We start from the raw sequence: 26,798 nt of genomic DNA on the forward strand, positions 1-26,798 counted from the left end.
ACGTTCACACCCAGCCCACCCTGGAGGGGATACGAGGCTGGGCGCGTTATCCGCTAATGCTGATGTGCAGGTTACGCAGCTTGGTTTTCAGCCTGTCGCCGCGTTGACGCCTTTTCCCCGGCATGTTTGCTGCGCCGGGTCGCCCGCAGCACCAGCAGCACCACCGGCAGGATCAACACGCCCTTGATCAGTTCCGGGTCCAGCGGCAGATGGACGGCATGCAGCGCCTTGAGCCCGGTGCCGGCGAGCGACAGCACGTAGTAGGAAATGGCAGCCACGGACAGGCCTTCGACCGCATGCTGCAGCCGCAACTGGTTGCGCGCGGTCTGGTCCATGCCCTCCAGCAGGCGCGTGGTGTCCTGCTCCTGCGCCAGGTTGACGCGCGTGCGAAGCAGGTCGAGCGCGCGCGCCACGCGGCTGGCAAACTGCTCGTGCCGCGCCCACACCGACCTGCATGTCTCCATGGCCGGCGCGAAGCGGCGCTCCATGTATTCGGCGATCGTCGGGATGCCCTCGATCCGCTCTTCCCGCAATTCCTGGATGCGTGCCAGCACCAGCTTCTCGTAGGCACGCGACGCGCTGAAGCGGTTGCCGGACTCTGCCAGGGCTTCGATGCGGACGGCCAGGTGCGTCAGTCGTTCCAGCACCGCGGCATCGTGGCGCCCGCCCTGGCTGGTGTCCATGCTGCGCATCAGCGGCGCGAGCGCGCTCTGCAGATGATCGACGCTGCGCCCCAGTTCACGCGCCACTGGCAATGACAACAGCGCCATCATCCGGTACGTCTCGATCTCGTATAGCCGCTGCAACAGCCGTCCGCCTTGCACTTCACGAAAGCCATTGTCGATGACAAGGAAGCGCGTAAAGCCGTCAGGGGGAATGGTCCAGTCGCAGAACACCTCACCGCCGCCGAGCACGTGGCTGCCCGCCAGGATAGGGCCATCGATCCACTGCCTCACGTTGTCGCGCGCATGGCCGGCGGCCTCGCCGGAGACCAGTTCCATGCGCAGCGCCACCAGACGCTTGCCGGCGAAGCGCTCGAACCATTGCGCCGGGACATGCGAGGTGGCCAGCTCCGAGAAGTAGTCGGTGTCGCTGCGCCGGGCCACGAACGTGAAGGTGGAAAACTCGGTGTGCCGCTCCCACTTCAGTTGCGTGCCATGGTTCCAGCGCGCTGAGTAATGCGTCGCGCCGCCGGCCGGCTGGTCGAGCCCGGTCAGCCTGCACAGGTCAGCCAGCAGGGCGTGGTGGATGTTGGTATCGCCTTCGCCCTCGGCATAGATGGCAAAGTGCGTCAGCGAGGCGGATCCGCCGATGCGCAGGAAGGGGCGGGCATGCAGTTCGCGCGCAAGGCTGTCGCGCAGGGGGTGGTCCAGGATGAGATGCGGCATGGGCGTTTAACGTTTCGGATCAGTATGCCGTGGCCGGACCATTAAGAAAAACGCGTAAAATTGATTTGTTGCTTCAGGTTTACTGATACCAATGAAAGCGCTTGACTTCGATGTGCTGGCGATGATGGTGGCCGTGGCAGATACCGGCAGCATCTCCCGTGCGGCCGAACTCGTGCACCGGTCGCAGTCGGCGGTCAGCATGCAGATCAAGGCGCTTGAGCTCGCTTTGGGCAAGCCGCTGTTCGTGCGCAAGCCGAGGAACTTGCTGCTGACGCCGGAAGGCGAGGTGCTGCTCGGCTTCGCGCGCCGCATGCTGGCCCTGCGCGACGAGGCCTGGGCGGCCGTGGTACGCCCGGATGTGACCGGGCGCGTGGTGCTCGGCATGCCGGATGACTATGCCTCGTCGTTGCTGCCGCCGATCCTCAAGAAATTTTCCGCGACCTACCCCAAGGTAGAAATCCAGGTCATCGGCTTGCCGAGCGTGGCGCTGGCGCCGCTGGTCAAAGACGGAACCGTCGACCTGGCCTGCGCCACGCGCGTGAAAGGATTGTCCGGTGAATTTATCCGGCTGGAACCGATGGTGTGGGCGGCTTCGCCGTCGGCCCGGGAAATCTGGAACGAGCGGCCGCTGCCCATCGCCGTGTTCCAGCCGGGCAGCGTTGCGCGCAACAATGCGATCCGCAGCCTGGAACGAGCCGGGATTGCCTACCGCATGTCCTACGAAAGCCCCAGCCTGCTTGGCCTGCTCAGCATGGTGGAAGCCGGACTGGCGGTGGCGCCGCTGGCGCGTTGCGCAGTGCCGGCGCATTTCACGATCCTTGGCCAGCCACAGGGGTTGCCCGAGCTGGCTGCGCTGGAGCTGTTGCTGGCGCGCAGCGCCAAGTCGAAGCGGCCCCCGTGTGATTTCCTTGCTGAACAGATCTTGTCCGGCTTGCAGCGCCGCAACGGATAACGGCACTTGAAGGCAGTTTCAGGCCTCATCCGGTGCAAACGCGTGGCCGTGGTCGCGCAAGGCCTTCGTCCATCGCTTGATGCGTGCACGCAGTCGGCCCTGGGCAGCTCTTTCTATCGGCATGTCCTCGACCCGAGCTATCGCTGTAAGCGGGGAGACGTAGCCGTGCTGGATCAGCGCCATGCAGAACACTCGGTCTTTGTCACGATCCGCTACCGCCTTCGCCATAAAGAGGTCAACCACGTCCAGACAATAGCCGACGCGTCCGTTCGTGCCCGGCGTCTGGATGCGCTGCAAGCGGCTTTGCCAACCGGCAGGGAGGCACGCGGTCTCCGGCCCGACGCCCTGCGCGTAATAACCGTATGTCTCGTGAAAGCGCGAACCTTCGCCGATGGCTGCATCAATCGCATCCGCCTTGTCGATGGCATTGAGCGGGTAGATGTCAGCCTCCGCGGACATCGTGAATATCGCCGGGGGATTGGGGATGGGTCCAAGGATTGATTGGCTGCCAACGACTACGAATTCATACTCGTTCGTAATGTCGGCCGCAGCCCGAATGATGTGTTCAAGATTTTCCCGGTTCATTCCTGATCCCCGAGCACTACCCCTTTCTTCAACGACCGGACCTGCGCAAGCACGTCCTGCCGAAGGGCCTCGGGCAGAATCGTTGGCAGGGGAGAGGCCTGGCGAAGTTCCTGAGCACGCCGAGTCCGGCCAAGCACTTTGCGCCACGACTGTTTCGCAAGAATTGCCTCCCATTCGGACCAGAGTGAATCTGACCGTGCGTCCCCTTGCAAGCGCCATCGCCTGAGAACCTCGTGGGCACGGTCCAGTAGCGCAGGATCATCTTGAATCATGCGGATCGCCTCTTTGTGAAGCGCCATGCTTTGCAGGTCCTGTGCTTCGTGACGGCTCGGATCAGTCCTGACCATGACCTGCACATGTGGTCTGGCACGCGTGGACGCACCCGCCGCAGAATCCGGGGGCGGCGGCTGGAATGTGTCACTGACCAGCAGGGCAAGATCGCCGGCGACGCCGAGCACGGACATCACCCGCAGGTAGGTGCCCATGGTTGGCGCAGGATCGCCCGCCTCAACGGCCGCGAGCGTCGTTCGGGAAATGCCGACGCTTTTGGCCATCTCGACCGTGCTGAGTTTTCTCGCCTTCCGCAGCCGTTTGAGACGGTCGCCCAGCTGCAGAAGCAAGTGACGTTCCAGGACTGTAGTGGTGTCAGTGAAGGCTGGCATATGTCTAGTATTCTAGTCAAAAAGGCAAGAATTGACTAATTCATTGAACACTTGGACGCCCAGCACCCTTGGTCGCGCTCAGTCGGCGAGCACGCCCACCTGCCGCAGCGCGGCCCGCGCAATCTCCATCCGCGCCTTGGCATGCTCCGGCCGCAGCAGGTCCAGATTCAGCGCGAACAGGTAGTCGTCATTGCCGCGCTCGACCCAGCCCACCAGCCAGCCCACCGCCGGCTTGGCCGAGGTGGCCCAGCCGGTCTTGGCGTGCAGGGTGTAATTGGCGGTGCGCTCCAGCACGGTGATGTCGTCCACGGCCTTGAAGGTGGCGGGTGAGAACGGCAGGGTGCGCTGCACCAGGCCCTTCAGGAAATCGATCTGCTGGTAGGCGGTGATCTTCAGCTTGCCGTTCAGCCAGAAGCGGTCCACCGGCCCTGAGCTGTCGGCATTGCCATAGTGCGATGCGCTCAGGTAGCGTTGGTAGGCCGCGCTGCCGACCCGGCGCGCCAGCGCCTGGTAGGCCGGCACGCACGAGTTGGGCAGGGCCACGCGCAGCGGCACGTCGGCGTTGCAGGTCTCGGGCAGCACGGCCTTGCCGCCCACCAGCCAGACCTTGCCGTCCCATGGCAGCTTGTCGTGGTCGACGTCGGCCACCGCGCCGGTTTCAAGGCCGATCAGGGAATTCATGATCTTGAAGGTCGATGCCGGCGAATAAGGCGTGGCGGCGCGCGACGGGTTGTAGGTCAGCATGCGGTCGCGCCGCAGGTCGTAGATCACCATGGTGCCGGTGGTATCGGCCTGGCGGAACAGTGCCGCGGCGTCGAGCGGCGCTTCCTTTGGCGCGGCCAGCGCGGGCAGGTTGGCGGCAAGCAGGCCGAGGCCGAAGGCCACCGGCGTCAGCAGGCGGGCAAGATGATTGTTCATGGTTGTGCGTGGGAAGTTGAGGGAATGACAATCCGGGCCCGGACCGTGATGCGCAGCATAGGAGAGCGCTCGCGCAGCGCCAACCGCGTGCCCTGTAACTTGCGTAACATGGCGGGCGTCGCCACTGCTGCCTGCTGCCAAACCGATGCCCGCGCCTGCCCTGATCCATGTCGATGTGTCGAGTCCCTACCGGGTCGATGGCCAGCCCGCGCGCTACCAGTCGGTGTGGCTGCTCGCACGCGCATGGCATGCGCATCGCAGCGCGGAGGGAGCAGTCACCGCCGCCGCGGTACGCGGAGCGTTCCCCACGGCGGCCAACCTGCGCATGCTGGTGTCGCGCGCGTTTGCGGACTTCGCAAGCTGGGGCGTCGTGATGGGGTGGGGCGCGGACCGCGCGCGTGATCCGGCCGCGGCCAACCCTGCGCTGCGCAGCCGCGGGCCGTTCTGGCTGACGGCGGCCAGTGCGCGCCGGCTGCGCTTTATCGCCAACGGCCGCACGCTGGGCCCGGTTGCGCTGGCGCGGCATTTCGGCTTTCCTGCCGGCGCGCATCCCGTGCCGCCGGCGCAGCGCGATGGCACTGGCTACGTGATGCGCGAGATGGCCTTCTGGAGCGAGTTGACGCAGGCCATGCGCAGCGCGCAGGACGGCCATGCGGGCGCCCACGGCTTTGCCGTGGCCGAGTCCTTCGGCGCGGCGCGCCGGCTTGCCGGCGACGGTTTCCAGCAGGCCTTGTCGCTGCTGAAGGAAAGCCAGGCGTGGCGCCGCTGCGGGCGCCTCGACCAGAGCCGCGCCGCGCTCCGGCGTTTCGACCGGCTGGCTCAGGCGGCCGACGCGGGCGCGGCCACGCCGGCGTTCCAGGCCATGGCGCAGGTGGTGCGTGCCTGGGAGCGCTATACGCGCGGCGACGGCGAGGGCGCGCGTGCCGGGCTGGAGCACCTGCACGCCGATGCCGAGCTGCGCCTGGTGGTGCGCTACAACCCGCGCGTGCGCTTCGAGGTGCTGAACCTCGAAGCGCTCTTGCACAAGGCCGATGCCATGCGCCCCGGGCATGCGGCCGCGGCGACTGCGGCGCAGCGCGCGCTGGACGCGTTCTCGGGCGCGCTGCAGGCTGCATACGAGGCCGATTCGGTCGATGCCGTGCAGCATGCCGCAGCCAATATCGGGCTGAGCTTGTGGCTGTTCTGGCGCCATGGGCTGATCGACGGCGCGCGCAGCCTTTCCGCCAGCGCCGTGCAGCGGCAGGCGATGCGCTGGCTGGGGCTGTCGGAATGGATCTGCGACCGCTTCGGCGTCGGCGGCGGCACGGCGTGGAATGCGATCTTCCTGCTGCGCATCGCGCGCGGCAGCTGCGGGCCCGATGCGCCGCCGCTGGACCGCCCGGCCAGCGCGAGCGACAGCATGGCCGTGTTCCGCCGCCAGCGCCCGCTCTCGGTGGGCGACGCGGTCGAGGCGCTGCGGCCGTTCCATGCGCCGTTCGCGCCGGCCAGGGGCTTCGTGCGCTGGTCGGCCGTGGCCGCGTTCGCGCTGGAAGACCACGACGCCGGCCACGTCCGGCTGGCGCCGCTTCAGCTGGCCAACCTGCTGCTGGAATCGGCCTGGTACCTGACCCATGAACAGGGCGCCACCGCCGCCGCGTGCGCCGCGGTGGAGCGGCTGGCCGGGCAGCTGCCCGCGTTGCGCCCGGCCGAACGCGCCTTCTTCACGGCCGAGGTCCGCGCGCTGCCGCCGGCGTTGCGCGACGCCGCGGCGGAAGCGGCGCGGCGCCACCGCAAGCGTGCCTGACGGCGTTCGCTAACTGCCCGCTGGAACGACGCGGTTGGCGCGCGCCAGCTCGCCCGGCGTCATGTTGTAGAGCCGCCGGAAGGCCGCGATAAACGCCGACAGGGACTCATAGCCGCAATCCAGCGCCACCTCGGTCACGGCTTCGCCGCGCTCCAGCCGGGGCACGGCGTCGAGCAGCCGCAGCCGCTGGCGCCAGGCGCGGAAGGTCAGGCCGGTTTCGCGCTGGAACAGCCGCGTCAGGGTCTTGCCCGAGACCGCCAGCCGCGCGCTCCACGCCGCCAGGCTGGTGTCGCGGTCGGCATGGCGCTGCAGGCCATTGCAGACCAGGCGCACGCGCGGGTCGGCCGGCAGCGGCAGCATGAACTCCACTTCGGGCGCGGCGCCAAGCTGGTCCATCAGTACGCGCGCCAGGCGTCCGTCGGCGCCGCGCTCATCGTATTCGGCCGGCAGGTGGCTGAAGGTCCGGATCAGCTCGCGCAACAGCGGGCTGACCGTCAGCACGCGGCAACGGGCACGCGCCGCCGCGCAGACGCTGTTGTCAAGGTAGAGGCTGCGAATGCGCGTGCCGGTCGCGCAGCGCACGCGGTGCGCCACGCCGGCCGGAATCCACACCGCCCATTGCGGTGGCGCGACAAAGCGCCCGCGGTCGGTCCATACCTCCAGCACGCCCTGCAGGGCATAGGCGAACTGGCACCAGGGATGCCGGTGGCGGTAGCCCAGCACGCGGTTGGGCAGGGCTTCGATGTGGCCGTACAGCGGGCGAGGCAGCCGCGCGAGCGCGCGCAGGGCGGGATCATGGGCAGGCATGCGTGGTCGGTGGTAGTGGTTGGCGGCACGGGCAGCGCCGCGGCCGATGTCCGCTCATGTCCGATTGCCGACACCGGATGCGACTTTGCCGTTAGCCAGATTGTTTGGCGCAGGCTAACTTGCGCTCGCCCCACGAGACAATCCGGGCAATCCGCTCTACCGCTCGTGCCGGTTGCGTCCGCTCCGGCATGCAACTTCGCTGTGTTACCCAGGGAGCCTGCGATGCACCGCACAAGATTCTTCAACGCTCTGCGCCTGGCCGGCATGTGGTCGGCACTGACGCTGGCCGCCGCGCCGGCATGGGCCGTCGACGAGGCCGGCAAGTACTGCGACACGCCTTCGGCCTGTATCAACCCGATGGCCACCGGCGGCATGGTGACCTCTTCCAACCGCCTGGCGACGCAGGCCGGGCTGCGCGTGCTGGAGCGCGGCGGCAATGCGGTCGATGCCGCCATCGCGGTGGCGTCGACCATCGCGGTGGTGTACCCGCACATGAACTCCATCGGCGGCGACGCCTTCTGGCTGATCTACAACGCCCGCACGCGCGAGGTGCGCGCGCTCAATGCCAGCGGGCGTGCCGGCGAACGCGCGACCATCGCGCTTTACCGGGACAAGGGGCTCGACCGGGTTCCCGCGCGCGGCTACCTGTCGGCGATCACGGTGCCCGGTACCGTCGCCGGCTGGGAAGCGGCGTATCAGTACGCGCGCCAGGGCATGGGCCGCAGCCTGCCGTGGCCGGAGCTGATGGCCGATGCCATCCGGCATGCCGAGGGCGGGTTCCCGGTGTCGGCGTCGCTGGCGTCGTGGAGCCGCATCAATCTCGACCCGGCCGACACCGAATTCCGGGCCTTGCAGCGCTTCGACGGCTTTCGCCACGCCTTCCTGAAGCCGGACGGATCGGCCTACCGGATGGGCGAAACGCTGCGCCAGCCCGATCTGGCGGGCACGCTGCGGCAGATTGCGTCAGGTGGCGCCGCCGCGTTCTACCAGGGCGAGATTGCGCGCAAGATCGTGGCCGACCTGCATGCCCATGGCGGCGTGCTGACCCAGGCCGACTTTGCCCGCCACCGCGCCGACTGGGTCCAGCCGATCTCGGTGAACTACCGCGGCTACCAGGCCGTCAACGTTCCGCCCAACACGCAAGGCTTTGCCTCGCTTGAGATCCTGAACATCCTGGACAAGCGCGACGTGCGCGCGCTGGGGGAGGGCACGGCGGACTACTACCACGTGCTGGTGGAGGCGACCAAGCAGGCGTTTGCCGATCGCGACCGCTATCTCGCCGATCCGGACTTCGTGCAGATCCCGCTGCAACGGCTGCTGTCGGCGCGGCACGGGCAGGCGCAATCGGAGCGCATCAGCATGCTGCGCGCCGGCGCGGACGTGAAGCCGATGGATCCGCACGGCGATACGGTGTGGTTCGGCACCGCCGACAAGGACGGCAACGTGGTGTCGATGATCCAGAGCGTCTATCACGACTTCGGCTCCGGCATCGTGCCCAGGGGCACCGGCGTGCTGCTGCAGAACCGCGGTGCGTTCTTCTCGCTAGACCCCGCGCATGTGAATCACCTGGCGCCGGGCAAGCGCACCTTCCATACGCTGAACCCGGCGCTGCTGCTGAAGGACGGCAAGCCGTTCCTGGTCTACGGCACCATGGGCGGCGAGGGGCAGCCGCAGACCCAGGCCGCGCTGGTGACGCGCATCGTCGATTTCGGCATGTCGCCGCAGGACGCGGTCAACGCGCCGCGCCTGCTCTACGGGCGCAACTGGGGCGTGTCGTCGAACGACCTCAAGATCGAGGGCCGCGTGCCGGAAGCGGTGACCGCCGAACTGGCGCGGCGCGGGCATCCGGTGAAGCGGGTGCAGGCCTTTACCGACGCCATGGGCCATGCCGGCGCGATCCTGATCGACCCGGTCACCGGCGTGATGTACGGCGCTGCCGATCCGCGCGGCGACGGCCTGGCGGCCGGGCTGTAGCGGGCCGCAAACGAGAAAAGGGCGACCGTGGTCGCCCTTTCTTTCAATCTCTGGCCGGCTTAGTCGAACAGTTCGTGCCAGATGCTCTTCTTCCGATAGTGCTTCTGCTCGCGCTCGTAGTAGCGGTCCCGGTCACGGTCGCCGTAGCCGCGCTGGTAGCCCTGCTGCGGCGGTGCATTGTGCACCGGTGCCTGCTGCTGCGGCGCTTGCTGCATGGGGGCTTGTTGCGCCGGGGCTGCCGCCGAGCGCTCCAGGATCTTGTCGAGTTCGCCCCGGTCCAGCCAGACGCCGCGGCACTTGGGGCAGTAATCGATCTCGATGCCCTGGCGTTCGGACATCACGAGTTGGGTTTGCGGGCACACCGGACAGTCCATGGGTTCTCCTGTTGCAATGAAAACGGTCCAGTTATGACCGGCCGCGGCGCCGATGGTTCGGTCCGCACGGCGGCCGGAAGTGGCGCGTACGACCCATGAAGGGGTTTGGGGCGGGGAATTTGCATGCCAGGCTGCCGTCGAAGGCATATGGCTGCCTCGCATCTCCTTCCCCCTGTGCTTGCGTGGGTCCGCCGGCTGGCGTGGCTGGCGCTGTGGATCGGCCTGGCCTGGCTGGCCTGGCCCTGGCTGCAGCCGCCGCTGGAGCGCGCCATCTACGCGGCCCGCCTGTCCGCCCGGCCCGCGCCGGCGGCGCTGCCGGTCCCGGTCGCCGGCGTGGCGCCCCGGGCGCTGCGCGATACCTGGCACGGCGCGCGCTCCGGCGGGCGCAAGCATGAGGGCATCGACATCTTCGCGCCGCGCGGCCGCGAAGTGGTGTCGGCCACCGAAGGCATCGTCACGCGCGTCGGCACCAACCGACTGGGTGGAAACGTGGTGTGGGTGATGGGGCCGGGGCGGCAGATGCACTACTACGCCCACCTGGACCGGTATGCCGGCGTGCGCGCCGGCGACATCATCGCCGCCGGCACCGTGCTGGGGTATGTGGGCACCACCGGCAATGCGCGGGGCACGCCGCCGCACCTGCACTACGGCATCTATACCGCGCGCGGGGCGATCAATCCTTATCCGCTGCTCAGGCCGGCTGTGCCCGTCGGCGCGCGCTAGCGCCGGCGGGGATTGCGGTTCAGGCGGCCTCGCCGACCGTGCCGTGTCCGTCTTCCTCGGCCGCGGCTTCTTCCTTCCCGCCGGGCAGCAGCAGGTTCAGGATCACCGCCGACAGCGAGCCCACCGTAATGCCGGAGCCGAACACCTCGTGGACAAAGGCGGGCAGCTTGGCCAGCAGTTCCGGACGGAAGGTCACGGCCAGGCCGCAGCCGATCGACACCGCCACGATCAGGGTATTGCGCTGCGTGAAGCGGACCGTGCTGAGCATCTGGATCCCGCCCGAGACGATCATCGCGAACATCATCAGGCCAGCACCGCCGAGCACCGGCTGCGGAATCGTCACCACCAGCGCGCCCAGCACCGGAAACAGCCCGGCCAGCAGCAGCATCACGCCGGTCAGCGCCACCACATGGCGGCTGGCCACGCCGGTCAGCGACACCACGCCGACGTTCTGCGCAAAGGTGGACAGCGGGGGGCTGCACACCAGCGCCGCGAAGGCCGAGCCAAAGCCGTCGCACAGGATGCCGCGCGACAGGCATTTGCCGGACACCGGACGTTGCGTGGCCGAGCCCAGCGCCATGAAGGTGCCGGTCGACTCGACGATGGTGACCAGGAAGGCGATCGACATGGCGACGATGCCGGAAACCGGGAACGACATGCCGAAGTGCAGCGGCTGCGGCACGGCGAACACCGGTGCCTGGTGGAACTGGGTGAAGTCGACCAGCCCCAGCGCCAGGCACAGCAGGTAGCCGCCGGCAATGCCGACCACGATGGCCGAGGCCGACAGCATGCCCTTGCCCCACTGCACCACCGCCACCACCAGCGCCAGCACGGCGACGGCAATCGCAAGGTTGCCGGGCGCGCCATAGCGGCTGCTGCCCTGGCCGCCGGCGGCCCAGTCGATCGCCACCGGGATCAGCGACAGGCCGATCATGGTCACGACCACGCTGGTGACGGTATGCGGGAACAGCTTGCGGATCGCCGGCATGAAGAAGCTGCCCAGGATCATCACCAGCGAGCCGGCCAGCGCCGAGCCCAGGATGCCGGCCACGCCGTGCTCGACGCCCACGCTGATGGCCGCGCCGACGAAGGCAAAGCTGGTGCCCATCACGCACGGCATGCGGATGCCGACCGGGCCCACGCCCTTGCACTGGATGATGGTGACGATGCCCGAGCCCAGCAGCGCGGCATTGACCAGCGCCACTACCTGGTCGGAGGGCAGGCGCAGCGCGCCGCCGATCACCAGCGGCACCGCGATGATGCCGCCCAGCGCGGCCAGCAGATGCTGGAGCGCCAGCAAGAACGTCGTCAACCGTGGGGGGCGGTCTTCCACCTGGAACAGCAAGGGCGCCATTCGAGTCTCCTGTCGTCTGCCCGGATGTTCCGGGCTGTCTTGTTCTTCTGGCGCCGGGCGGGGAACCCGGCGTCCTCGTGCACGCTCGCGGGCCAGGTGCGGCAACTCCGCGAGCGAGGCGGGCAGGACCTGCATCCCGCCTCAACAGGCGTGCAAGAATAACAGGGATCAGCGAACCGTGATACAAAGATTGCATACAATTTGTATCAACTCCCATGCGCCGGAAGACAAGGCGGAGGCCGTGGAAGCCGCCCGCATGGCGGCTTTCAGGCTTAGCGGCGCTGTGCCAGCGCCTTCTGGATCGCCGCTTCGGTTTCGGCGTACTGGCCTTCGCCGAAGTGTTTGTAGACCACGTTGCCGTTGGCATCGACCAGGTACAGCGCCGGCCAGTACTGGTTGCGCCAGGCGTTCCAGGTGGCATAGGCGTTGTCCTGCGCTACCGGGTAGCGGATGTCGAAGCGCTTGAGCGCGGCCTGGACGTTGCTGGTGGAGCGCTCGAACGCATACTCCGGCGTGTGCACGCCCACCACGACCAGGCCCTGGTCGCGGTATTTGTCGTACCACTTGCGCACATGGGGCAGGGTGTTGATGCAGTTGATGCAGCTGTAGGTCCAGAAGTCGACCAGCACCACCTTGCCGCGCAGGCCGGCAAGGGTCAGCGGTTCGGAGTTCAGCCACTTGCCGATACCGGTGAACTCGGGCGCCGCGCCGTAGTTGGCGGGCGCGGCGGGCGCGGCGGCGGCGGGCTGGATTGCCAGGGGGGCGGCGGCAAAGGCGGCTGCGGCAAACAGGGTGCGAAGGATGCGGGGCATGGGTCAGGCTCCAGGTTGGGTTGCGGGGAAAAGCGAGGTCAGCCAGGCGACGGCAAGGGTGTCGTACTGGAAGTACATGGCGATGGCGGTGGCCACCACCAGTACGCCGAAGGCTTGCTGCAGCCGTGGCGTATGGCGTGCCAGCCGGCGTACATGGGTGGTGGCGAACTGGCCGCCGTAGGCGATGCCCAGCATCGGCACGGCGGCGCCGGCGGCAAACAGTGCCAGCAGGCCGGCGGCGCGGTGCAGGTCCTGCGCCTTGGCCACCAGCGCCAGGATCGAGGCCAGCACCGGGCCCGCGCAGGGGGTCCATACCGCGCCCAGCGTCATGCCCAGCACAAAGCCGCCGGCCAGGCCGTTGCCGGCGCGGCTGCCGGCGCCGGCGGCGCGGTCGGTAAGCGCGGCGAACGGCGCGGCCAACGGTGCCGTGAGGCGGGCGAAGCCGGCCGGCCACAGCCGCGCCAGCCCGGCGGCGAAAAGGATGGCGATGGCCACGTTGCGGATCACGCCCGGGGCGTCGCTGAAGGCGCTGGTAAGCGCGCCGAAGACAATGCCCAGCGCGGAAAAGGCGGAGACGAAACCCAGTGCGATCGCCAGCGGGCGCAGGCGGCTGGTTTCGCCCAGAGAAGCACCCAGCAGCATGGGCAGCACGGGCAGCACGCACGGCGACGCAATCGTCAGCACGCCGGCGGCAAAGGCAAGGTAGGCATCGATCATGGCGGTGGACTCCGGGATTGGCGATGACTGCATTGCACCGTCCCGGCGTATCGGCGTTGTTTCCGCATCCGGCCCGCTGTGCAATGTTTCTTGTCCGGACACGAGCCGGATACACAGCGATACAAAGAGCGCCGCCAGCGCCGCATAATGGCGGCACCGGGCCAGGCGACGGACATCCTTGCCGGCGCCGGCCGCCCCCTTTCTTTTCTTTCTTCGATTCCGGGACCCGCCATGACCCCGCAGGACCATATCCTTATCGTCGACGACGACCGCGAAATCCGCGAACTGGTTGCCGCCTACCTCGAGCGCAGCGGCATGCGCGTGTCCCTGGCCGCCAACGGGCGCGAGATGCGCGCGGCGCTGGACAAGGGCTCGGTCGACCTGGTAGTGCTGGACCTGATGCTGCCCGGCGAAGACGGGCTGGCGCTGTGCCGCGACCTGCGCGCGGGCGAGCGGCGCAACCTGCCGGTGCTGATGCTGACCGCGCGCAACGAGGAGGCCGACCGCATCCTGGGGCTGGAGATGGGCGCCGACGACTACCTGGTCAAGCCCTTTGCCGCGCGCGAACTGCTGGCGCGGATCCGCTCGGTGCTGCGGCGCACGCGCATGCTGCCGCCCAACCTGCAGGTCACCGAAGCCGCCAGCGTGCTGGCGTTCGGGCCCTGGCGGCTGGACACCGACGCCCGCCACCTGATCGACGAGCAGGACGTGATCGTCGCGCTCAGCGGCGCGGAATACCGGCTGCTGCGTGTCTTCGTCGACCACCCGCAGCGCGTGCTTACGCGCGACCAGTTGCTGAACCTGACCCAGGGCCGCGACGCCGAGCTGTTCGAGCGCTCGATCGACCTGCTGGTAAGCCGCCTGCGCCAGCGCCTGCGCGACGACGCGCGCGAGCCGCGCTACATCAAGACCGTGCGCAACGGCGGCTATGTCTTCAGCGCCACCGTCGAAATCCGCGAGGAGCGCTCATGAGCGGGGGCACGCGCAAGGGGCTGGCATGGCCGCGCACGCTGTTCGCACGGCTGATGGTGATTTTGCTGGTCGGGCTGGTGCTGGCGCAGAGCCTGTCGTACAGCCTGGTGATGATGGAGCGCAAGAGCGCGGCCGACCGGCTGATGCTGGGCAACCTGGAGCGCGACGTGGCCAGCTCGGTGGCGATGCTCGACATGCTGCCGCCCGACCAGCGCTCGGCCTGGCTGGAGCGGGTGCGGCGCGAGAACTACAGCTACCGCCTCGATGCCGGCACGCCGGGCGAGCCGCCGCGCGCCCCGCTGGCGCGCCGGGCCGTCGACACCATTGCCGAGGCGCTGCAGGGCCGCTATCCGGTCTCGGCCAGCAGCCAGCCGGGCGGCGGTTTCCAGGTACACCTGCAGCTGCATGACGGCAGCCCGCTGACGATCGACGTGCAGCCCAAGCGTTCGCTGGTCTCGCCGTGGCTGCTGGCGATGCTGGCGGCGCAGCTGGCGCTGCTGGTGGCCTGTGCCTGGCTGGCGGTGCGCGTGGTCACGCGTCCGCTCAGCCAGCTGGCCAGCGCCGCCGAGAACCTGGGGCCGGACCTGAAGGCGCAGCGCGTGCCCGAAACCGGGCCGACCGAGGTAGCCCACGCCGCCGCCGCCTTCAACGCCATGCAGGCACGCATCGCCGGCTACCTGGACGAGCGCATGCAGATCCTGGCGGCGATCTCGCACGACCTGCAGACGCCGATCACGCGCATGCGCCTGCGCGTGGACCTGATGGAGGCATCCTCCACCCAGGAGAAGCTCTACCACGACCTGCGCGAGATGGAGCACCTGGTGCGCGAAGGCGTGGCCTATGCGCGCACCCTGCAGGGCGGCACCGAGACCCCGGCCCGCATCGATCCCGATGCACTGCTCGACAGCCTGGCCGGCGATTACCTCGACGCCGGCCATACCATCGCCGTCGAAGGCCACGCCGGCGCGCCGCTGCTGACGCGTCCGCAGGCGCTGCGGCGCATCCTGACCAACCTGATCGACAACGCGCTGAAGTTCGGCGCGGAGGTCACGCTGGCGGTGGCGCGGCAGGACGATGGCTGGCTGCAGATCGCCGTGCAGGACCGCGGACCCGGCATTCCGGAGGCGGAACTGGAGCGCGTGATGCAGCCGTACTACCGTCTCGAAACCTCGCGCAACCGCGGCACCGGCGGCACCGGCCTGGGGCTGGCGATCGCGCAGCAGCTGACGCAAGCCCTGGGCGGCACGCTGCAACTAGCCAATCGCGAAGGCGGCGGCCTGCAGGCCACGCTGCGCCTGCCCGCCTGATAGCGAGTTTTTTTCGCCCCTCTCCTGCCTGTGGGAGAGGGGCGGGGGAGAGAGTCGGCGCCCCCGCGAAGTCAGTCCCCCCGGAAATTCCACTCACCGTCCTCGTGGCGGCCCAATCCCCCAAATCCGTTAAGCAAAAATCCCATCCCATCCCCTGATCGGGGGATAAATGTCGCCTGGCCTATTTGGGTTATGTCATAAAAATCATAATCAATTATCACTAGCGTGATGGGTGTGGCTGGATCGATTTATTGGATTAAATCAGTGGCAATGCGTTGAATTTTCATAGCCAAAAATGAGATGCATCGATTTCCTTGAAAGCCTTGTCTGTACTGGGATATGGGCCGCATAGCACGGCGAGGCAGACTACGTATTCCGCAATCGACTCCAGATATCTGGAGCGCGACATAGACCAATTGGTGATTGAATTCATTTATCCGGTCACCCATCCGTTTGCGAAAATTAACAATCTCATCGCGGAACCCTCCCTACAATCGCCTTCGCATTGCGGCAACGCAGCCCGATTTATCGGCCCCTGCGGTTGCACGACGCCATTCCCGCTGCGAATGGCCATCCGGCGCAGTTCCTCGGTGCCGCGCCGGATCCCGTAGGCCTGTTCTGCCGGTTTTCGCTCCCGGCCAGGCCCGGTCGGGTTCCGTGTCCTCGTGCCGCATTGCGATAAGCCGATAACGGACCTCAAGCACACGCGCGCCTGCGCCATCGGCGCGTGGCGCAAGCTTGGGCAACACAGAGACAGGCTGCGGATCCCATGGATTCACTGATGAAGCGCCGTGAGCGTGCCCGCCACGAGGCGCTGCGGCGGCAGGGGGGGCGCCGGCGCGCACCGGCGAGGCCAGGTACCGGACTCACCACCGGACTGACCACCGGCCTCGCTGCGGGGCTGGCGGCAATGTGCTGGCTGCCGGCACTCGCACATGCAGATACCGACTATGACGCATTGATCCGGCGCGCCCGTGCCGGCGACTATGCGCCCGCGCTGGCGATGCTGCGCGAGCGCGTGGCGCGCGCCCCGGCGGACCAGCGGGCGGCGTGGGACCGCATCGTCATCGCCAGCTGGGCGGGACGACCGGGCGAAGTGCTGGAAGCCCATGGCCACCTGGACGAGACCCGGGCGCTGCCGCCGGAGGTGCTGGCGGCCGTGGCCGGCGCCTTGCGCGACGAGCGACGCTGGGACGAGGCGCTGGCGCGCTATCGCGAGGGCCGGCAACGCTTCCCTGCACAAGCGGTGTTCGCGCTGGGCGAGGTGAAGGTGCTGGCCGACCGCGGCCAGGCCGTCGAGGCGGTGGCGCTGGGGCAAACGCTGGTGCAGCGCGAGCCCGCCGCCGTCGACAGCCGCCTGGCGCTGGCCTATGCGCAGGCGCGCGCCGGCGAGCCGTACGCGGCCTTGTTCGAGGTCGACCAGGCGTACCTGCGCGCGCCGCAGCGCGCTGAGGTCGTACGCGAATATGTCGGCGCGCTGCAGCGCGCTGGCTTGCCGGAGGCGGCGCTGCGCGTCGCCGGCGAGCATGCTGAACTGTTCGACCAGCGCGCGCGGCTGGGGCTGGAGCTCGATGCCGTGGCTGAGCTGGTGCGCCTGGCCGACCTGCCGACGCGCACCGAAGCCGAGCGCTTTGCCATTGCCGATCGCGCGCTGGCACGCTATGACGCATTGCTGCCCGCACTGCGGGCGCTGGGGCCGCCAGCCGCGCCGCAACTGCGCCGCGCGCGCATCGACCGCCTCGCCGCGCTGCATGCGCGGGTCCGGATGCAGGAGGTGGCGAGCGAATACGAGGCGCTGCGCGCCGAGGGCGTCGAGGTGCCGGCCTATGCCCTGGGCGATGTCGCCGCCGCCTACCTGTACCTGCGTCAGCCGGAGCAGGCCGCGCCGCTGTTCCGCCAGGTCCGCGACGCCTACCCGCAGGGCCTCGATGCCGAGGCCCGGCTCAAGGCCCAGACCGGCCTCTACTACGCGCACGCCGAGGCCGAGGCCTTCGATCCCGCCGCGCAGGCGGTGGCGCAGGCCAGCGCCGAGCAGCCGCGCTGGCGCTGGGTGCGCGGCCAGCCGGTGCGCCAGCCCAACGACCTGTGGTTGCAGGCCGAGCAGACCGCCAGCCGCGCCGACCTGCAGGCCGACGCCACCGGGTCGGCACAGCAGAAGCTGGAAGAACTGGTGCGCAAGGCGCCCGGCCATTCCGGCCTGCGCGCCGCGCTGGCTGACGTCTACCGCGCCCGCGGCTGGCCGCGCGCGGCCGAGGGCGAGTTGAAGCTGGCCGAGACCCAGACCCCGCGCGGCCTCGCGGTGGAGGTGCAGCAGGGGCACGCGGCGCTCGATCTGCAGGAGTGGCGCCAGGCCGAGCTGCTGCGCGACGACACCCTGGCGCGCTTCCCCGAAGACCTCACCGCGCGGCGCCTCGACCGCGAGTGGCAGGTCCACAACAAGGCCGAGCTGCGCATCGAGGGATACCGCGGACTGGCCAATGACAGCGCGGTGGTCGGCAACGGCAACTTCGGCATCGAAGCGGTGCTGTACACGCCGCCGATCAACTATGACTGGCGCGCCTTCGGCGGCATCGGCTATGCCACCGGCCGCTTCGACGAGGGCCGCGTCGATTACCGCTGGGCGCGCGCCGGCGCGCAATGGCGCGTGCGCGACCTGACCGTCGAGGGCGAGCTGTCGCTGCATGGCTATGGCCAGGGCGCACGCCAGGGCGGGCGCATCGCCGCCGACTACGACATCGACGACCGCTGGCGCGTGGGCGCCTCGGCGGCGCTGCGCTCGACCGGCACGCCGCTGCAGGCGCTCAAGCACGGCATCTATGCCGACACCGTGCAGGCCTACGCGCGCTGGCGCCGCAGCGAAGCCAGCGAATGGATGCTGACCGTGGCGCCGTCGCGCTTCAGCGACGGCAACGACCGGCTCGAAGCGGGCGTGTCCGGCGTGCAGCGCTTCTATACCGCGCCGCACCTGAAGGCCGACCTGCTGGTCGACCTGTGGGCGTCGCGCAATAGCCGCGCCGACACGCCGTACTACAACCCGCGCTCGGACCTGACCGTGCTGCCGTCGGTGCGCCTGACCCACACGCTGTACCGGCGCTACGAGACCGTCTGGGAGCAGCAGTTCCTGGCCGGCACCGGTGCCTACAGCCAGCGCGGCTTCGGCACCGGCGCGATCCTGCTGCTGGGCTACGGCCAGCGCTGGCGCACCAACGACGTGTTCGAAGTCGGCGCCACCGTGACCGGCACCAGCCGCCCCTATGACGGCCAGCGCGAGCGCGAACTGCGCATCGTCTTTGACCTGACCTACCGCTTCTGAACAGGAATGCAAGCCATGAACCCAACCCTGCGGCGCGCCTGCCGCCTGCTCTGGCTGGTGCTGGCCGCATGCCTGCTGGCCGCCTGTGCCAAGGACATCCCGGTGTTCACGCCGCCGGCCCAGCGCCCCGCCGCGGCTGCCGAGCAGCCGTGGCCGCGCAACCATGTGGTGGTGCTGGCCTATCACGATGTCGAAGACAAGGACCCTGACCAGGCCTACCTGAGCGTGCGCACCGACCACCTGGTCGGCCAGCTGGCCTGGCTGCGCGAGAACGGCTACCGCGCGGTCTCGGTCGACCAGGTGCTGGCGGCGCGCCGCGGCGGGCCGCCGTTGCCCGAGCGCGCAGTGCTGCTGACTTTCGACGATGGCTACCGCAGCTTCTATACACGCGTGCTGCCGATCCTGAAGGCTTACCGCTGGCCGGCCGTGCTGGCGCCGGTGGGCGGCTGGCTCGATACTCCGCCGGGACAGCCGGTGGATTTCGGCGGCACGCCGACGGCGCGCGAGCGCCTGCTCGACTGGCAGCAGGTGCGCGAGATCGCCGCGTCGGGCCTGGTGGAAATCGGCGCGCATACCGATGCCTTGCACTACGGCGTGCGCGCCAACCCGCAGGGCAACACCGAGCCGGCCGCGGCGGTGCGCGCCTTCGATGCCGGCACCGGCCGCTATGAAAGCGATGCCGCGCAGCAAGAGAGGCTGCGTGCCGACGTGGCCCGCATCACCGCCAAGGTGCGCGCCGTCACCGGCAAGCCGGTGCGCGTTTGGATCTGGCCGTACGGCGCGGAGGGCGGCGCGGCGCTGCGCATCGTCGCCGAGAACGGCTACCAGTTGGCGCTGACGCTGGAAGACGGCCTGGCCACGGTGGACCGCCTGATGTCGGGCGCGCGCCTGCTGCTCAGCGACGATCCCGGCCTGCGCGGCTTCGCCCGCTCCGTGGTGGCGACGGAAGAGCCCAACGGCATGCGTGTCGCGCACGTGGACCTGGACTACGTCTATGACCCCGATCCCGCCCAGGTCGAACGCAACCTGGGCCTGCTGGTGCAGCGCATTGCCGACCTGAGGATCGACACCGTGTTCCTGCAGGCGTTCTCCGACGATGACGGCGACGGACTGGTCAAGTCGGTGTACTTCCCCAACCGCTGGCTGCCGGTGCGCGCCGACCTGTTCAACCGGGTCGCGTGGCAGCTCGACAACCGCGCCAACGTGAAGGTGTACGCGTGGATGCCGGTGCTGAGCTTCGACCTCGACCCGTCGCTGGCGCGCGTGGCGCGCTGGGATCCGGCCACCGGCACGGCGGCGGTCGACCCGAAGCAGTACCGGCGCCTGTCGCCGTTCGATCCGGTGGCCCGGGCCCGCATCGGCGACCTGTATGAAGACCTGGCGCGCCACGCCTTCTTCGACGGCATCCTGTTCCACGACGACGCCTTGCTGGGCGATTTCGAGGATGCCAGCGCGCCGGCACTGGCCGCGTATCGCGCCGCGGGCCTGCCCGGTTCGATCGCCGACCTGCGCGCCAGCCCCGAACAGATGCAGCGCTGGACGCGCATGAAGAGCAGGGCGCTGGTGGACTTTACCCAAGAGCTGACCGCGCGCGTGCGCGAGATGCGCGGGCCCGCCATCAAGACCGCGCGCAACATCTTCGCGCTGCCGGTGCTGCAGCCGCAGAGCGAGGCGTGGTTCGCGCAGAACCTGGACGACTTCCTCACCGCCTACGACTGGACCGCGCCGATGGCGATGCCGTACATGGAGCAGGTGCCGGCCGGGCAGGAGCACGCGTGGCTCGACCGCATGGTCGACACCATCGCCCGGCGCCCCGGCGCGCTGCGGCGCACCGTGTTCGAACTGCAGGCGCGCGACTGGCGCGCCCCCGCGGCCCGTCCGGTCGACAGCGCCGTGCTGGCCGGCTGGATGCAGCGGCTGCAGCGCCGCGGCGCGCGCAATTTCGGCTACTACCCGGACGACTTCCACAACAACCAGCCCCGGCTCGAGGTAATCCGGCCGGCGCTGTCCAACGCCTGGTACCCCGCACCATGATCGAACGACTGTTTGCCCTGGTCATCCTGTGCCTTGCGCTGGCGCTGCCGTTCGCGCTGGCCGCCCTTGCCACCGGTGACCTGCTGCTGGCCTTTGTGTTCTTCTATCCGCTGTTCATGTCCGGCCTGTGGATCGCCGGCGGCCTGTACTTCTGGTGGCACTGGGAGCGCAAATGGCGCTGGGGCGCCGAACGCGAGGCGCCCGAGGTGCCCGGCCAGCCATTCATCTCGATCCTGGTGCCGTGCTACAACGAGGAAAAGAACGGCGAGGAAACCCTGCTGGCGGCGCTGGCGCAGCGCTATCCGGACTTCGAGGTGATCGCCATCAACGACGGCTCGCGCGACGGCACCGGCGCCTTGCTCGACACGCTGGCGGCGCGGCACCCGCGCCTGCGCGTGGTGCACCTGGCGCACAACCAGGGCAAGGCCATGGCGCTGCGCATGGGCGCGCTGGCGGCGCGCGGCGAATACCTGGTGTGCATCGACGGCGATGCCGCGCTGGACCCCGACGCCGCCGCCTACCTGGTCGCGCCGATGGTGGCCAACCCGCGCGTGGGCGCGGTCACCGGCAACCCGCGCATCCGTACCCGCTCGACGCTGGTGGGGCGGATCCAGGTCGGCGAGTTCTCGTCGATCATCGGCCTGATCAAGCGCACCCAGCGCGTCTACGGCCAGGTCTTCACCGTCTCGGGCGTGGTCGCGGCGTTCCGGCGCCGCGCGCTGGACCGCGTGGGCTACTGGAGCCTGGACATGATCACCGAGGACATCGACATCAGCTGGAAGCTGCAGCGCGACCACTGGTCGATCTTCTACGAACCGCGCGCGCTGTGCTGGATCCTGATGCCCGAGACCGTGCGCGGCCTGCTCAAGCAGCGGCTGCGCTGGGCCCAGGGCGGGGCCGAGGTGTTCATGAAGAACGTGCGCTCGATCTGGATCTGGCGCCATCGCCGGCTGTGGCCGCTGATGGCGGAGTACTGCCTGTCGGCGGGCTGGGCCTTTGCCTTCGCCATGTCGATCCTGCTGTGGGCGCTGGGGCATTTCATCGAGCTGCCGGCCAATATCCGCATCCAGAAGCTGATGCCGCCGGGCTTTACCGGCATGGTGCTGGCCGCCGTGTGCCTGCTGCAGTTCGGGCTTAGCGTGCTGATCGACCGCCGCTACGAGCCGCGCCTGGCGCGCACGCTGTACTGGATCATCTGGTATCCGCTGGCGTACTGGATGGTCGGGATGCTGACCACGCTGCTGGCCTTCCCCAAGGTCATGCTCAAGACCCGGCGCCAGCGCGCGCGCTGGACCAGCCCCGACCGGGGCATCCACACCATGAGGTCGTCATGAAACCCGAAAGCATGATCATCCGCACCCGCGGCTCGCGCCTGCGCTGGCTGTTCGACGCGCTGCTCACGGCGCTGGCCTGGGCCGGCTTCTTCTACCTCGGCGCGAGCGGCATCCGCGCCATCCTGCACGAAGCCTCCGCCGGCCCCGGCGTGCCGTTCTGGGCCGCGCTGCTGCCTACCATGGGCACGCTCACGGTCTACGTGCTGGTGGGGCTGTTCAACGGCATCGTGCTGCTGTCATGGGCGCTCTACAACCAGTACCGCTTTGCCGGCCTGGACCGCCGCAAGCCGCTGCCCGCGCTGCGTACCGACGAACTGGCGCGCAGCTTCGGCCTGCCCGGGCAGCGCGTGCGGGCGCTGCAACTGGCCAAGGTGGCGGTGGTGGACCATACGCATGAGGGGGAGGTGGCGGACGTGAGGGCGGTGGCGGCGTGAGGGAATTGGAGCGGTTGGCTGCCGGGCGGTTGCGGCCGCCCGGCCCCGAGGCATCGTAGTCCTGTGCTGCTTCCTGGCCGATGCCACCCGGCGCTCCCTGGAGAATGAAGTCAGCCTGACCGAGACAAGTCTGCAAATAGCGACTCCGCGGACTGTATGCCAGACAGAATTGCCGAGGGCACGCCATAGCCCGGGAACGTCGTTTGTCCGCCCAGGTATAGCCCGCTGACCGGTGTCCGATGCGGGAGGAACCGGTGGGGTGGAGCACCCGGGGCAATTCCATACAGCGCACCTTCATACAATTGTCGTTGCCGGGCAAAGTCCTGCGGATCGAGTACGCGGGTCGTTTCGATGGCGATGCCGGGGACTCGTTTCTGCAACGCGTCCAGGTATCTCTCCAGTGCCGAATCGCTCCATGCCTGATTCCATTCAGATACTGAGCGAATATCGCCAGCGGGCGCGTAAAACTCAATGATATGCCTGCCCCCAGGCGCCAGTTCGGGGAGAACTTGAGTAGGCTGTGTGTACGAAATCCATTGCGGGACGTCGGATGTCCGAACATGCATCGCGCCTTGTTTTTCCATCGCCGGTACATGGTTGACGATGAACGCGTCTGCTGCCGCAGCACCGGAATATCCGATCTGGATGGAGATCGCTCTGTGTGACAACGGAGCCTTGTCCGCCTTTACGGCCAGGCTTCGCGGGATGTCGGCGGCACGCAGCAGACTCTTCACCACACCCAATCCCGAACACGTGGCGACGACATGCGAGGTCGGGATGCGTTCCCCGTCGGTCAGCACAACGCCATGCACCTGGCCATCCTTGACGGCGATTTCCTTGACCCCGGTACCAAAGCGCACTGCGACGGATTGACTCTGCAGGTTCCGCAGCAGCGCAGCACTGATGGCTCCCATGCCGCCGCGCGGCAGGTGAAATCCTTCCTCCAGCAAGGCCAGCAAGCCAATGATCTGTGTCGCGGGGAGCCGGGCGGGTGCGAGGCCTGTGTAGAGCAACGTGGACGCGACGGCAGCTTGCAGGTCCCCATCCGGAAAATAGGACGCGATCAAGCCATTTACATGCCCGCCCATTCGCGGCAGATGTCTCCAGAGTTTGCCGACGGTACGTAGCAGCGACGGTTCTTCTGGAAGCACGTCGCGGACCAAGGTTCCGTAGATCGGACGCCAGTCGTCCCGTAGCCGGGCCAGCCCGTCTCGCAGCGCCTGCGTCCGACGGTTGTGGTTGGCCCCTTCCATATACGAGTGCTCCGCTGTCGAAAGGTGCACGGCGGTGCCATTGTCCAGATAAGTAGCGTGGGGCTTTGCTATGCGGACGAGCTCGACTTCGTCATCGAAGCTGAGGCCCAGGCGCCCGAAGGCCGCGCGAAGCAATGAAGGCACGGCCACGTATACCGCGCCATTGTTGAAGGTATATCCGTCGGACACCTCGGTCGAACAGCATCCGCCCGCGCTCTGCTGCGCCTCCACGACCATCACCGGGATGCCACGCCGGGATAGCGAAAGCGCAGCAGCCAAGCCTGAGAGACCCGCTCCGATGACTACCGTGGGAAATTCTTTCCTTGCGCGCATCAACGACTTCCCCTGCAATATTGGACACTGTACAATATTAGACATTGTCCAATTCAGCCGCAACTGTGATGAGCGAAGACGACCGGATTGCCCGCAAAAGAAAGCAGACACGCGATCGCATCGCTGCCGCCGCGCACGCGCTATTTGAACGCGACGGATATGAAGGGGTCACGATGGAACAGATCGCAGCAGAGGCGGATGTTGCAAGAGGAACGCTCTACAACCACTTCCCCGTCAAAGAGGCGGTACTGGTGCACTGGATGCACAACGAGCTCGAGCAGGACCTGCAAGCGGTGGTCGAGGACTACGTTCTGAGTCGGGAGTCCTTCGTCGCACGCGTGGCAACGCTGTGGCATGGCTCGGCCAGCTGGTGGGAACACCATCGCCAGTATGCGGCGCCGTATATCCGCTTCCGCTTCCAGCAGGTGCGTGATGGAATGGAGCAGCAGGCCAGCTCGGACATGCTTCCCTTGTACGTGCTACTGATCGACCAGGCACAGCAGGCTGGAGAGCTCCGGTCCGATACGGCGGCCGGGCGCCTGGCGCACTATCTGCATTTCCTGTACCTGGGTGCCGTCATGACCTGGCTGAGCGGCGCGGACGTGCGCCTGGAAGACGAGCTTTGCACAGCCCTGGACTTCTTCATGCAGGGAGCGGCCCATACTGATGGCACTGCGCGTAGCGATCTCAGGAAACCGAATGACCAAGCTTGATGCGATCCTGATCAGGAGCGAGCGTCCGGACGACGCACACGCCATTACCCAGGTGACACAGGCGGCCTTCGCCGTCGCTCCCCACTCCAGTGGCACGGAACAACTGATCATCGCGGCCCTGAGGGCGGCGGGACAGTTGCAGATCTCGCTTGTCGCGGAACTGTCAGGCAAGGTTGTCGGCCATGTCGCCATTTCCCCCGTCGACATCTCCGACGGCAATGCGCAATGGTACGGACTTGGTCCGGTATCGGTCATGCCTGCTTATCAAGGCATGGGGGTGGGCTCGCAACTCATACGTGCGGCTCTGGATCGCCTGAGACAGTCCGGCGCGCAAGGTTGCGTAGTCCTCGGGGAACCGGCCTACTATTCCCGCTTTGGATTCTCAACACAGTCGTCGCTCGTGCTACCCGGAGTTCCGGCGGACTACTTTCAAGCCATTGCGTTCGGCCCGCACGTGCCCTCGGGTGTCGTCAAGTATCACGAGTCATTTGACGTGAAGGGCTAGCTCCGGAAGCAGGCAAGGGGACACGACCACACCGTCTTGATGGTGCCTGAGTCAGCAGCCATGTCATGTTCGCGAAGTCCAAAGGACGTTTGCGGGCAGTCAGTGTTGCGCCATTCGCGCGACCGTCCGATGTCCAGACAGGCCGCCGGCACCGACAAACAGCAGCGCGATACCCAGATTCCACAACAAGACCATCGCGCTGGCCTCCAGCGGATGAACGAGTAGCAGGCTCGCAGCCGCGAAGGCGGCAACGGCAAGGCCCGCGCACATCGCCACCGGCGCAGGCGAGAGGCGTGCGACATGGCGCAACATCGCCGCCAGGGCAATGGCCAGCGGCGTGCTGATCATCACCAGCGTTGCGAAGCAGCGCGCGGTCTCGCCGGGCGATACGCCTGCCGGCCCGATCTCCACCCAGTTGGTGAGACAGCCGTAACCGATGGTCCCCATCCAGACGGCCAGCGATGGTAGCGGCAACCACAGCCAGCGGCGCGAGCGACCCGGCACGCTGGCGATGAAGGCGGCCGCCGCGGCCAGGACGCCGGTCACGATGGCGGCTGCAATGCTGAGCGCGAACACTGGCTGCTGGAACTTCAGCGCAAGGTCTGGCCGCACGCCATTCACGAGCATGACCAGCGCCAGCAACAGCGCAGCCAGGAACGCCCAGCACACCACCCGCACCCAGGGCCGGTGCAAGCGCCGAACCGGATTGGCGTCGGCCACCAGCGACTCGATCAGGTCATGGGTGTCTCTCACGGCTTGCTACCTTCGGATTCGAACAGTTTGCGCAGCGTCTTCAGGGCGCGATGGGTGGCCACCTTCAGGGCGCCGACAGACATGCCGCTGGCGGCGGCGGCCTCTTTCAATGACATTTCCTCTAGTTTCAGCATGCGCAGCGCCTCGCGCTGTCCGGCAGGCAGACCGTCGACCGCGTCGTGCAGCGCGCGCGCGTCCAATGCCATTTCCTGAAGGTTCGCGCCGAGGTCGGGAAGGGTTTCCGCTTCGGCGTCGAGCGGCGTTTCGCGCGCACTGGTACGTGCCCGCCGGCGCAGGCTGTCGATAATGCGCCGGCGGGCGATGGCCACCAGCCATGGACCGAACGGACGTGCCGGGTCGTAGGTGTGACGCACGGCGTGAATCGTGAGCAGCACATCCTGCACGATGTCCTCGATATCCCCATGATTGCGGACCTGCCGCATGGCCAGCGCGCGGATGTACGGGGTGATGCCTTCGAGCAGGCGGCGATACGCCGCGCGGTCGCCTGCCTGCGCGCGGGCCATCATGGCCGACCAGTCCGGCGTGCCGTCCGGGCGGCGCGGCGGCCCGGACAACGGGCCAGGAACCGCCGCATCGTCCGTGGCGTGCGCCAGGCCCGGCTTGCCGCCGGCATGGTGGCCCTGGCGCTGCGAGCGGTCGGCTTGGGAAGGCATGCCTGAATTCTGCTTCATGGCGGGCCGCTTGTCGCCCGGTTAATTTTTCCGACGATGCGTAACCTTTCGTCGCGCGGGGCCGAATCTCCTGACACGGCTCCGGATCCCGGGCCGCAACCGTCAG

At 68.0% G+C, this 26,798-nt stretch carries 24 protein-coding genes; 12 read left to right on the top strand and 12 right to left on the bottom strand.

The window, feature by feature from the left end; all coding sequences use genetic code 11:
- Positions 1-71 precede the first annotated feature (71 nt).
- Positions 72-1,388 (bottom strand): DUF3422 family protein, encoded by a 1,317-nt coding sequence (locus tag GA0116996_RS22020; RefSeq protein WP_092315841.1) that lies wholly within the window; start codon positions 1,386-1,388, stop codon positions 72-74.
- A 91-nt stretch (positions 1,389-1,479) separates the two neighbouring features.
- Here GA0116996_RS22020 and GA0116996_RS22025 point away from each other — a divergent pair, with 91 nt between their 5' ends.
- The gene (locus GA0116996_RS22025) at positions 1,480-2,340 is read left to right on the top strand and encodes a LysR substrate-binding domain-containing protein (protein ID WP_183292043.1); all 861 of its coding nucleotides are present in this window, start codon (positions 1,480-1,482) and stop codon (positions 2,338-2,340) included.
- A gap of 18 nt (positions 2,341-2,358) precedes the next feature.
- Here the strand turns inward: GA0116996_RS22025 and GA0116996_RS22030 are convergent, their stop codons facing one another.
- The 3 genes from GA0116996_RS22030 to blaOXA form a co-directional block, all read right to left on the bottom strand.
- Entirely contained in the window at positions 2,359-2,925 is a 567-nt protein-coding gene (locus GA0116996_RS22030; RefSeq protein WP_092315843.1) for a DUF6036 family nucleotidyltransferase, read from the bottom strand.
- Positions 2,922-3,587, bottom strand: a complete 666-nt coding sequence (locus tag GA0116996_RS22035) for a helix-turn-helix transcriptional regulator (RefSeq protein WP_092315845.1) — start codon at positions 3,585-3,587, stop codon at positions 2,922-2,924. Before GA0116996_RS22035 ends, GA0116996_RS22030 begins: the two co-directional genes overlap by 4 nt.
- A 78-nt stretch (positions 3,588-3,665) precedes the next feature.
- Positions 3,666-4,505 carry an OXA-1206 family carbapenem-hydrolyzing class D beta-lactamase gene (gene blaOXA, locus GA0116996_RS22040; protein WP_092315847.1) on the bottom strand — a complete coding sequence of 280 codons (840 nt, stop codon included), beginning with the start codon at positions 4,503-4,505 and terminating at the stop codon, positions 3,666-3,668.
- A 145-nt stretch (positions 4,506-4,650) separates the two neighbouring features.
- Here blaOXA and GA0116996_RS22045 point away from each other — a divergent pair, with 145 nt between their 5' ends.
- Positions 4,651-6,288 carry a hypothetical protein gene (locus GA0116996_RS22045; RefSeq protein ID WP_092315849.1) on the top strand — a complete coding sequence of 546 codons (1,638 nt, stop codon included), beginning with the start codon at positions 4,651-4,653 and terminating at the stop codon, positions 6,286-6,288.
- A gap of 9 nt (positions 6,289-6,297) precedes the next feature.
- On the opposite strand, the gene GA0116996_RS22050 is transcribed toward GA0116996_RS22045, so the two are convergent.
- Positions 6,298-7,095 carry an AraC family transcriptional regulator gene (locus tag GA0116996_RS22050; RefSeq protein WP_092315851.1) on the bottom strand — a complete coding sequence of 266 codons (798 nt, stop codon included), beginning with the start codon at positions 7,093-7,095 and terminating at the stop codon, positions 6,298-6,300.
- A 357-nt stretch (positions 7,096-7,452) separates the two neighbouring features.
- Here GA0116996_RS22050 and ggt point away from each other — a divergent pair, with 357 nt between their 5' ends.
- Positions 7,453-9,069 (top strand): gamma-glutamyltransferase, encoded by a 1,617-nt coding sequence (gene ggt / locus GA0116996_RS22055; RefSeq protein ID WP_092315969.1) that lies wholly within the window; start codon positions 7,453-7,455, stop codon positions 9,067-9,069.
- Between the two features lie 59 nt (positions 9,070-9,128).
- On the opposite strand, the gene GA0116996_RS22060 is transcribed toward ggt, so the two are convergent.
- A complete protein-coding gene (locus GA0116996_RS22060) occupies positions 9,129-9,443 on the bottom strand; it encodes a TFIIB-type zinc ribbon-containing protein (RefSeq protein ID WP_092315853.1) in 315 nt (104 codons plus the stop codon).
- Positions 9,444-9,590: 147 nt separating this feature from the next.
- On the opposite strand from GA0116996_RS22060, the gene GA0116996_RS22065 reads away from it, so the two are divergent.
- Positions 9,591-10,166, top strand: a complete 576-nt coding sequence (locus tag GA0116996_RS22065; RefSeq protein ID WP_092315855.1) for a M23 family metallopeptidase — start codon at positions 9,591-9,593, stop codon at positions 10,164-10,166.
- A gap of 19 nt (positions 10,167-10,185) precedes the next feature.
- Here the strand turns inward: GA0116996_RS22065 and GA0116996_RS22070 are convergent, their stop codons facing one another.
- The 3 genes from GA0116996_RS22070 to GA0116996_RS22080 form a co-directional block, all read right to left on the bottom strand.
- Positions 10,186-11,520 (bottom strand): nucleobase:cation symporter-2 family protein, encoded by a 1,335-nt coding sequence (locus GA0116996_RS22070; RefSeq protein WP_092315857.1) that lies wholly within the window; start codon positions 11,518-11,520, stop codon positions 10,186-10,188.
- Between the two features lie 272 nt (positions 11,521-11,792).
- Positions 11,793-12,332, bottom strand: coding sequence for a thioredoxin family protein (locus GA0116996_RS22075; protein WP_092315859.1), 540 nt, complete (start codon positions 12,330-12,332; stop codon positions 11,793-11,795).
- 3 nt (positions 12,333-12,335) lie between these two features.
- Positions 12,336-13,049, bottom strand: a complete 714-nt coding sequence (locus tag GA0116996_RS22080; protein WP_092315861.1) for a cytochrome c biogenesis CcdA family protein — start codon at positions 13,047-13,049, stop codon at positions 12,336-12,338.
- A gap of 231 nt (positions 13,050-13,280) precedes the next feature.
- Between GA0116996_RS22080 and GA0116996_RS22085 the strand changes: the two genes are divergently transcribed.
- From GA0116996_RS22085 to pgaD, 6 genes are all read left to right on the top strand, one after another.
- Positions 13,281-14,021, top strand: a complete 741-nt coding sequence (locus GA0116996_RS22085; RefSeq protein ID WP_092315863.1) for a response regulator — start codon at positions 13,281-13,283, stop codon at positions 14,019-14,021.
- Positions 14,018-15,328, top strand: coding sequence for a sensor histidine kinase (locus GA0116996_RS22090; protein WP_092315865.1), 1,311 nt, complete (start codon positions 14,018-14,020; stop codon positions 15,326-15,328). Before GA0116996_RS22085 ends, GA0116996_RS22090 begins: the two co-directional genes overlap by 4 nt.
- 781 nt (positions 15,329-16,109) lie before the next feature.
- Complete coding sequence (gene pgaA / locus GA0116996_RS22095) at positions 16,110-18,641, top strand: poly-beta-1,6 N-acetyl-D-glucosamine export porin PgaA (protein ID WP_244159947.1); 2,532 nt, start codon at positions 16,110-16,112, stop codon at positions 18,639-18,641.
- 15 nt (positions 18,642-18,656) lie between these two features.
- Positions 18,657-20,675 (top strand): poly-beta-1,6-N-acetyl-D-glucosamine N-deacetylase PgaB, encoded by a 2,019-nt coding sequence (gene pgaB, locus GA0116996_RS22100; protein ID WP_092315869.1) that lies wholly within the window; start codon positions 18,657-18,659, stop codon positions 20,673-20,675.
- Positions 20,672-22,009: a poly-beta-1,6-N-acetyl-D-glucosamine synthase gene (pgaC, locus tag GA0116996_RS22105; protein ID WP_092315871.1), complete on the top strand. Its 1,338-nt coding sequence runs from the start codon at positions 20,672-20,674 to the stop codon at positions 22,007-22,009. Before pgaB ends, pgaC begins: the two co-directional genes overlap by 4 nt.
- Positions 22,006-22,443 (top strand): poly-beta-1,6-N-acetyl-D-glucosamine biosynthesis protein PgaD, encoded by a 438-nt coding sequence (gene pgaD / locus GA0116996_RS22110; protein ID WP_092315873.1) that lies wholly within the window; start codon positions 22,006-22,008, stop codon positions 22,441-22,443. Before pgaC ends, pgaD begins: the two co-directional genes overlap by 4 nt.
- 110 nt (positions 22,444-22,553) lie before the next feature.
- Here the strand turns inward: pgaD and GA0116996_RS22115 are convergent, their stop codons facing one another.
- The gene (locus GA0116996_RS22115) at positions 22,554-24,074 is read right to left on the bottom strand and encodes a phytoene desaturase family protein (RefSeq protein ID WP_341845118.1); all 1,521 of its coding nucleotides are present in this window, start codon (positions 24,072-24,074) and stop codon (positions 22,554-22,556) included.
- A 23-nt stretch (positions 24,075-24,097) separates the two neighbouring features.
- Here GA0116996_RS22115 and GA0116996_RS22120 point away from each other — a divergent pair, with 23 nt between their 5' ends.
- Both GA0116996_RS22120 and GA0116996_RS22125 read left to right on the top strand, forming a co-directional pair.
- Positions 24,098-24,742, top strand: coding sequence for a TetR/AcrR family transcriptional regulator (locus GA0116996_RS22120; RefSeq protein WP_092315875.1), 645 nt, complete (start codon positions 24,098-24,100; stop codon positions 24,740-24,742).
- Positions 24,729-25,247 (top strand): GNAT family N-acetyltransferase, encoded by a 519-nt coding sequence (locus GA0116996_RS22125; protein WP_092315877.1) that lies wholly within the window; start codon positions 24,729-24,731, stop codon positions 25,245-25,247. The genes GA0116996_RS22120 and GA0116996_RS22125 overlap by 14 nt, the downstream gene beginning before the upstream one ends.
- A gap of 99 nt (positions 25,248-25,346) precedes the next feature.
- Here GA0116996_RS22125 and GA0116996_RS22130 read toward each other — a convergent pair whose 3' ends face one another.
- Both GA0116996_RS22130 and GA0116996_RS22135 read right to left on the bottom strand, forming a co-directional pair.
- A complete protein-coding gene (locus GA0116996_RS22130) occupies positions 25,347-26,000 on the bottom strand; it encodes an NrsF family protein (protein WP_092315879.1) in 654 nt (217 codons plus the stop codon).
- Positions 25,997-26,527, bottom strand: coding sequence for a sigma-70 family RNA polymerase sigma factor (locus tag GA0116996_RS22135; protein WP_311734387.1), 531 nt, complete (start codon positions 26,525-26,527; stop codon positions 25,997-25,999). Before GA0116996_RS22135 ends, GA0116996_RS22130 begins: the two co-directional genes overlap by 4 nt.
- Positions 26,528-26,798: the final 271 nt, after the last annotated feature.

Source organism: Cupriavidus alkaliphilus, from assembly GCF_900094595.1.
GTDB lineage: Bacteria > Pseudomonadota > Gammaproteobacteria > Burkholderiales > Burkholderiaceae > Cupriavidus > Cupriavidus alkaliphilus.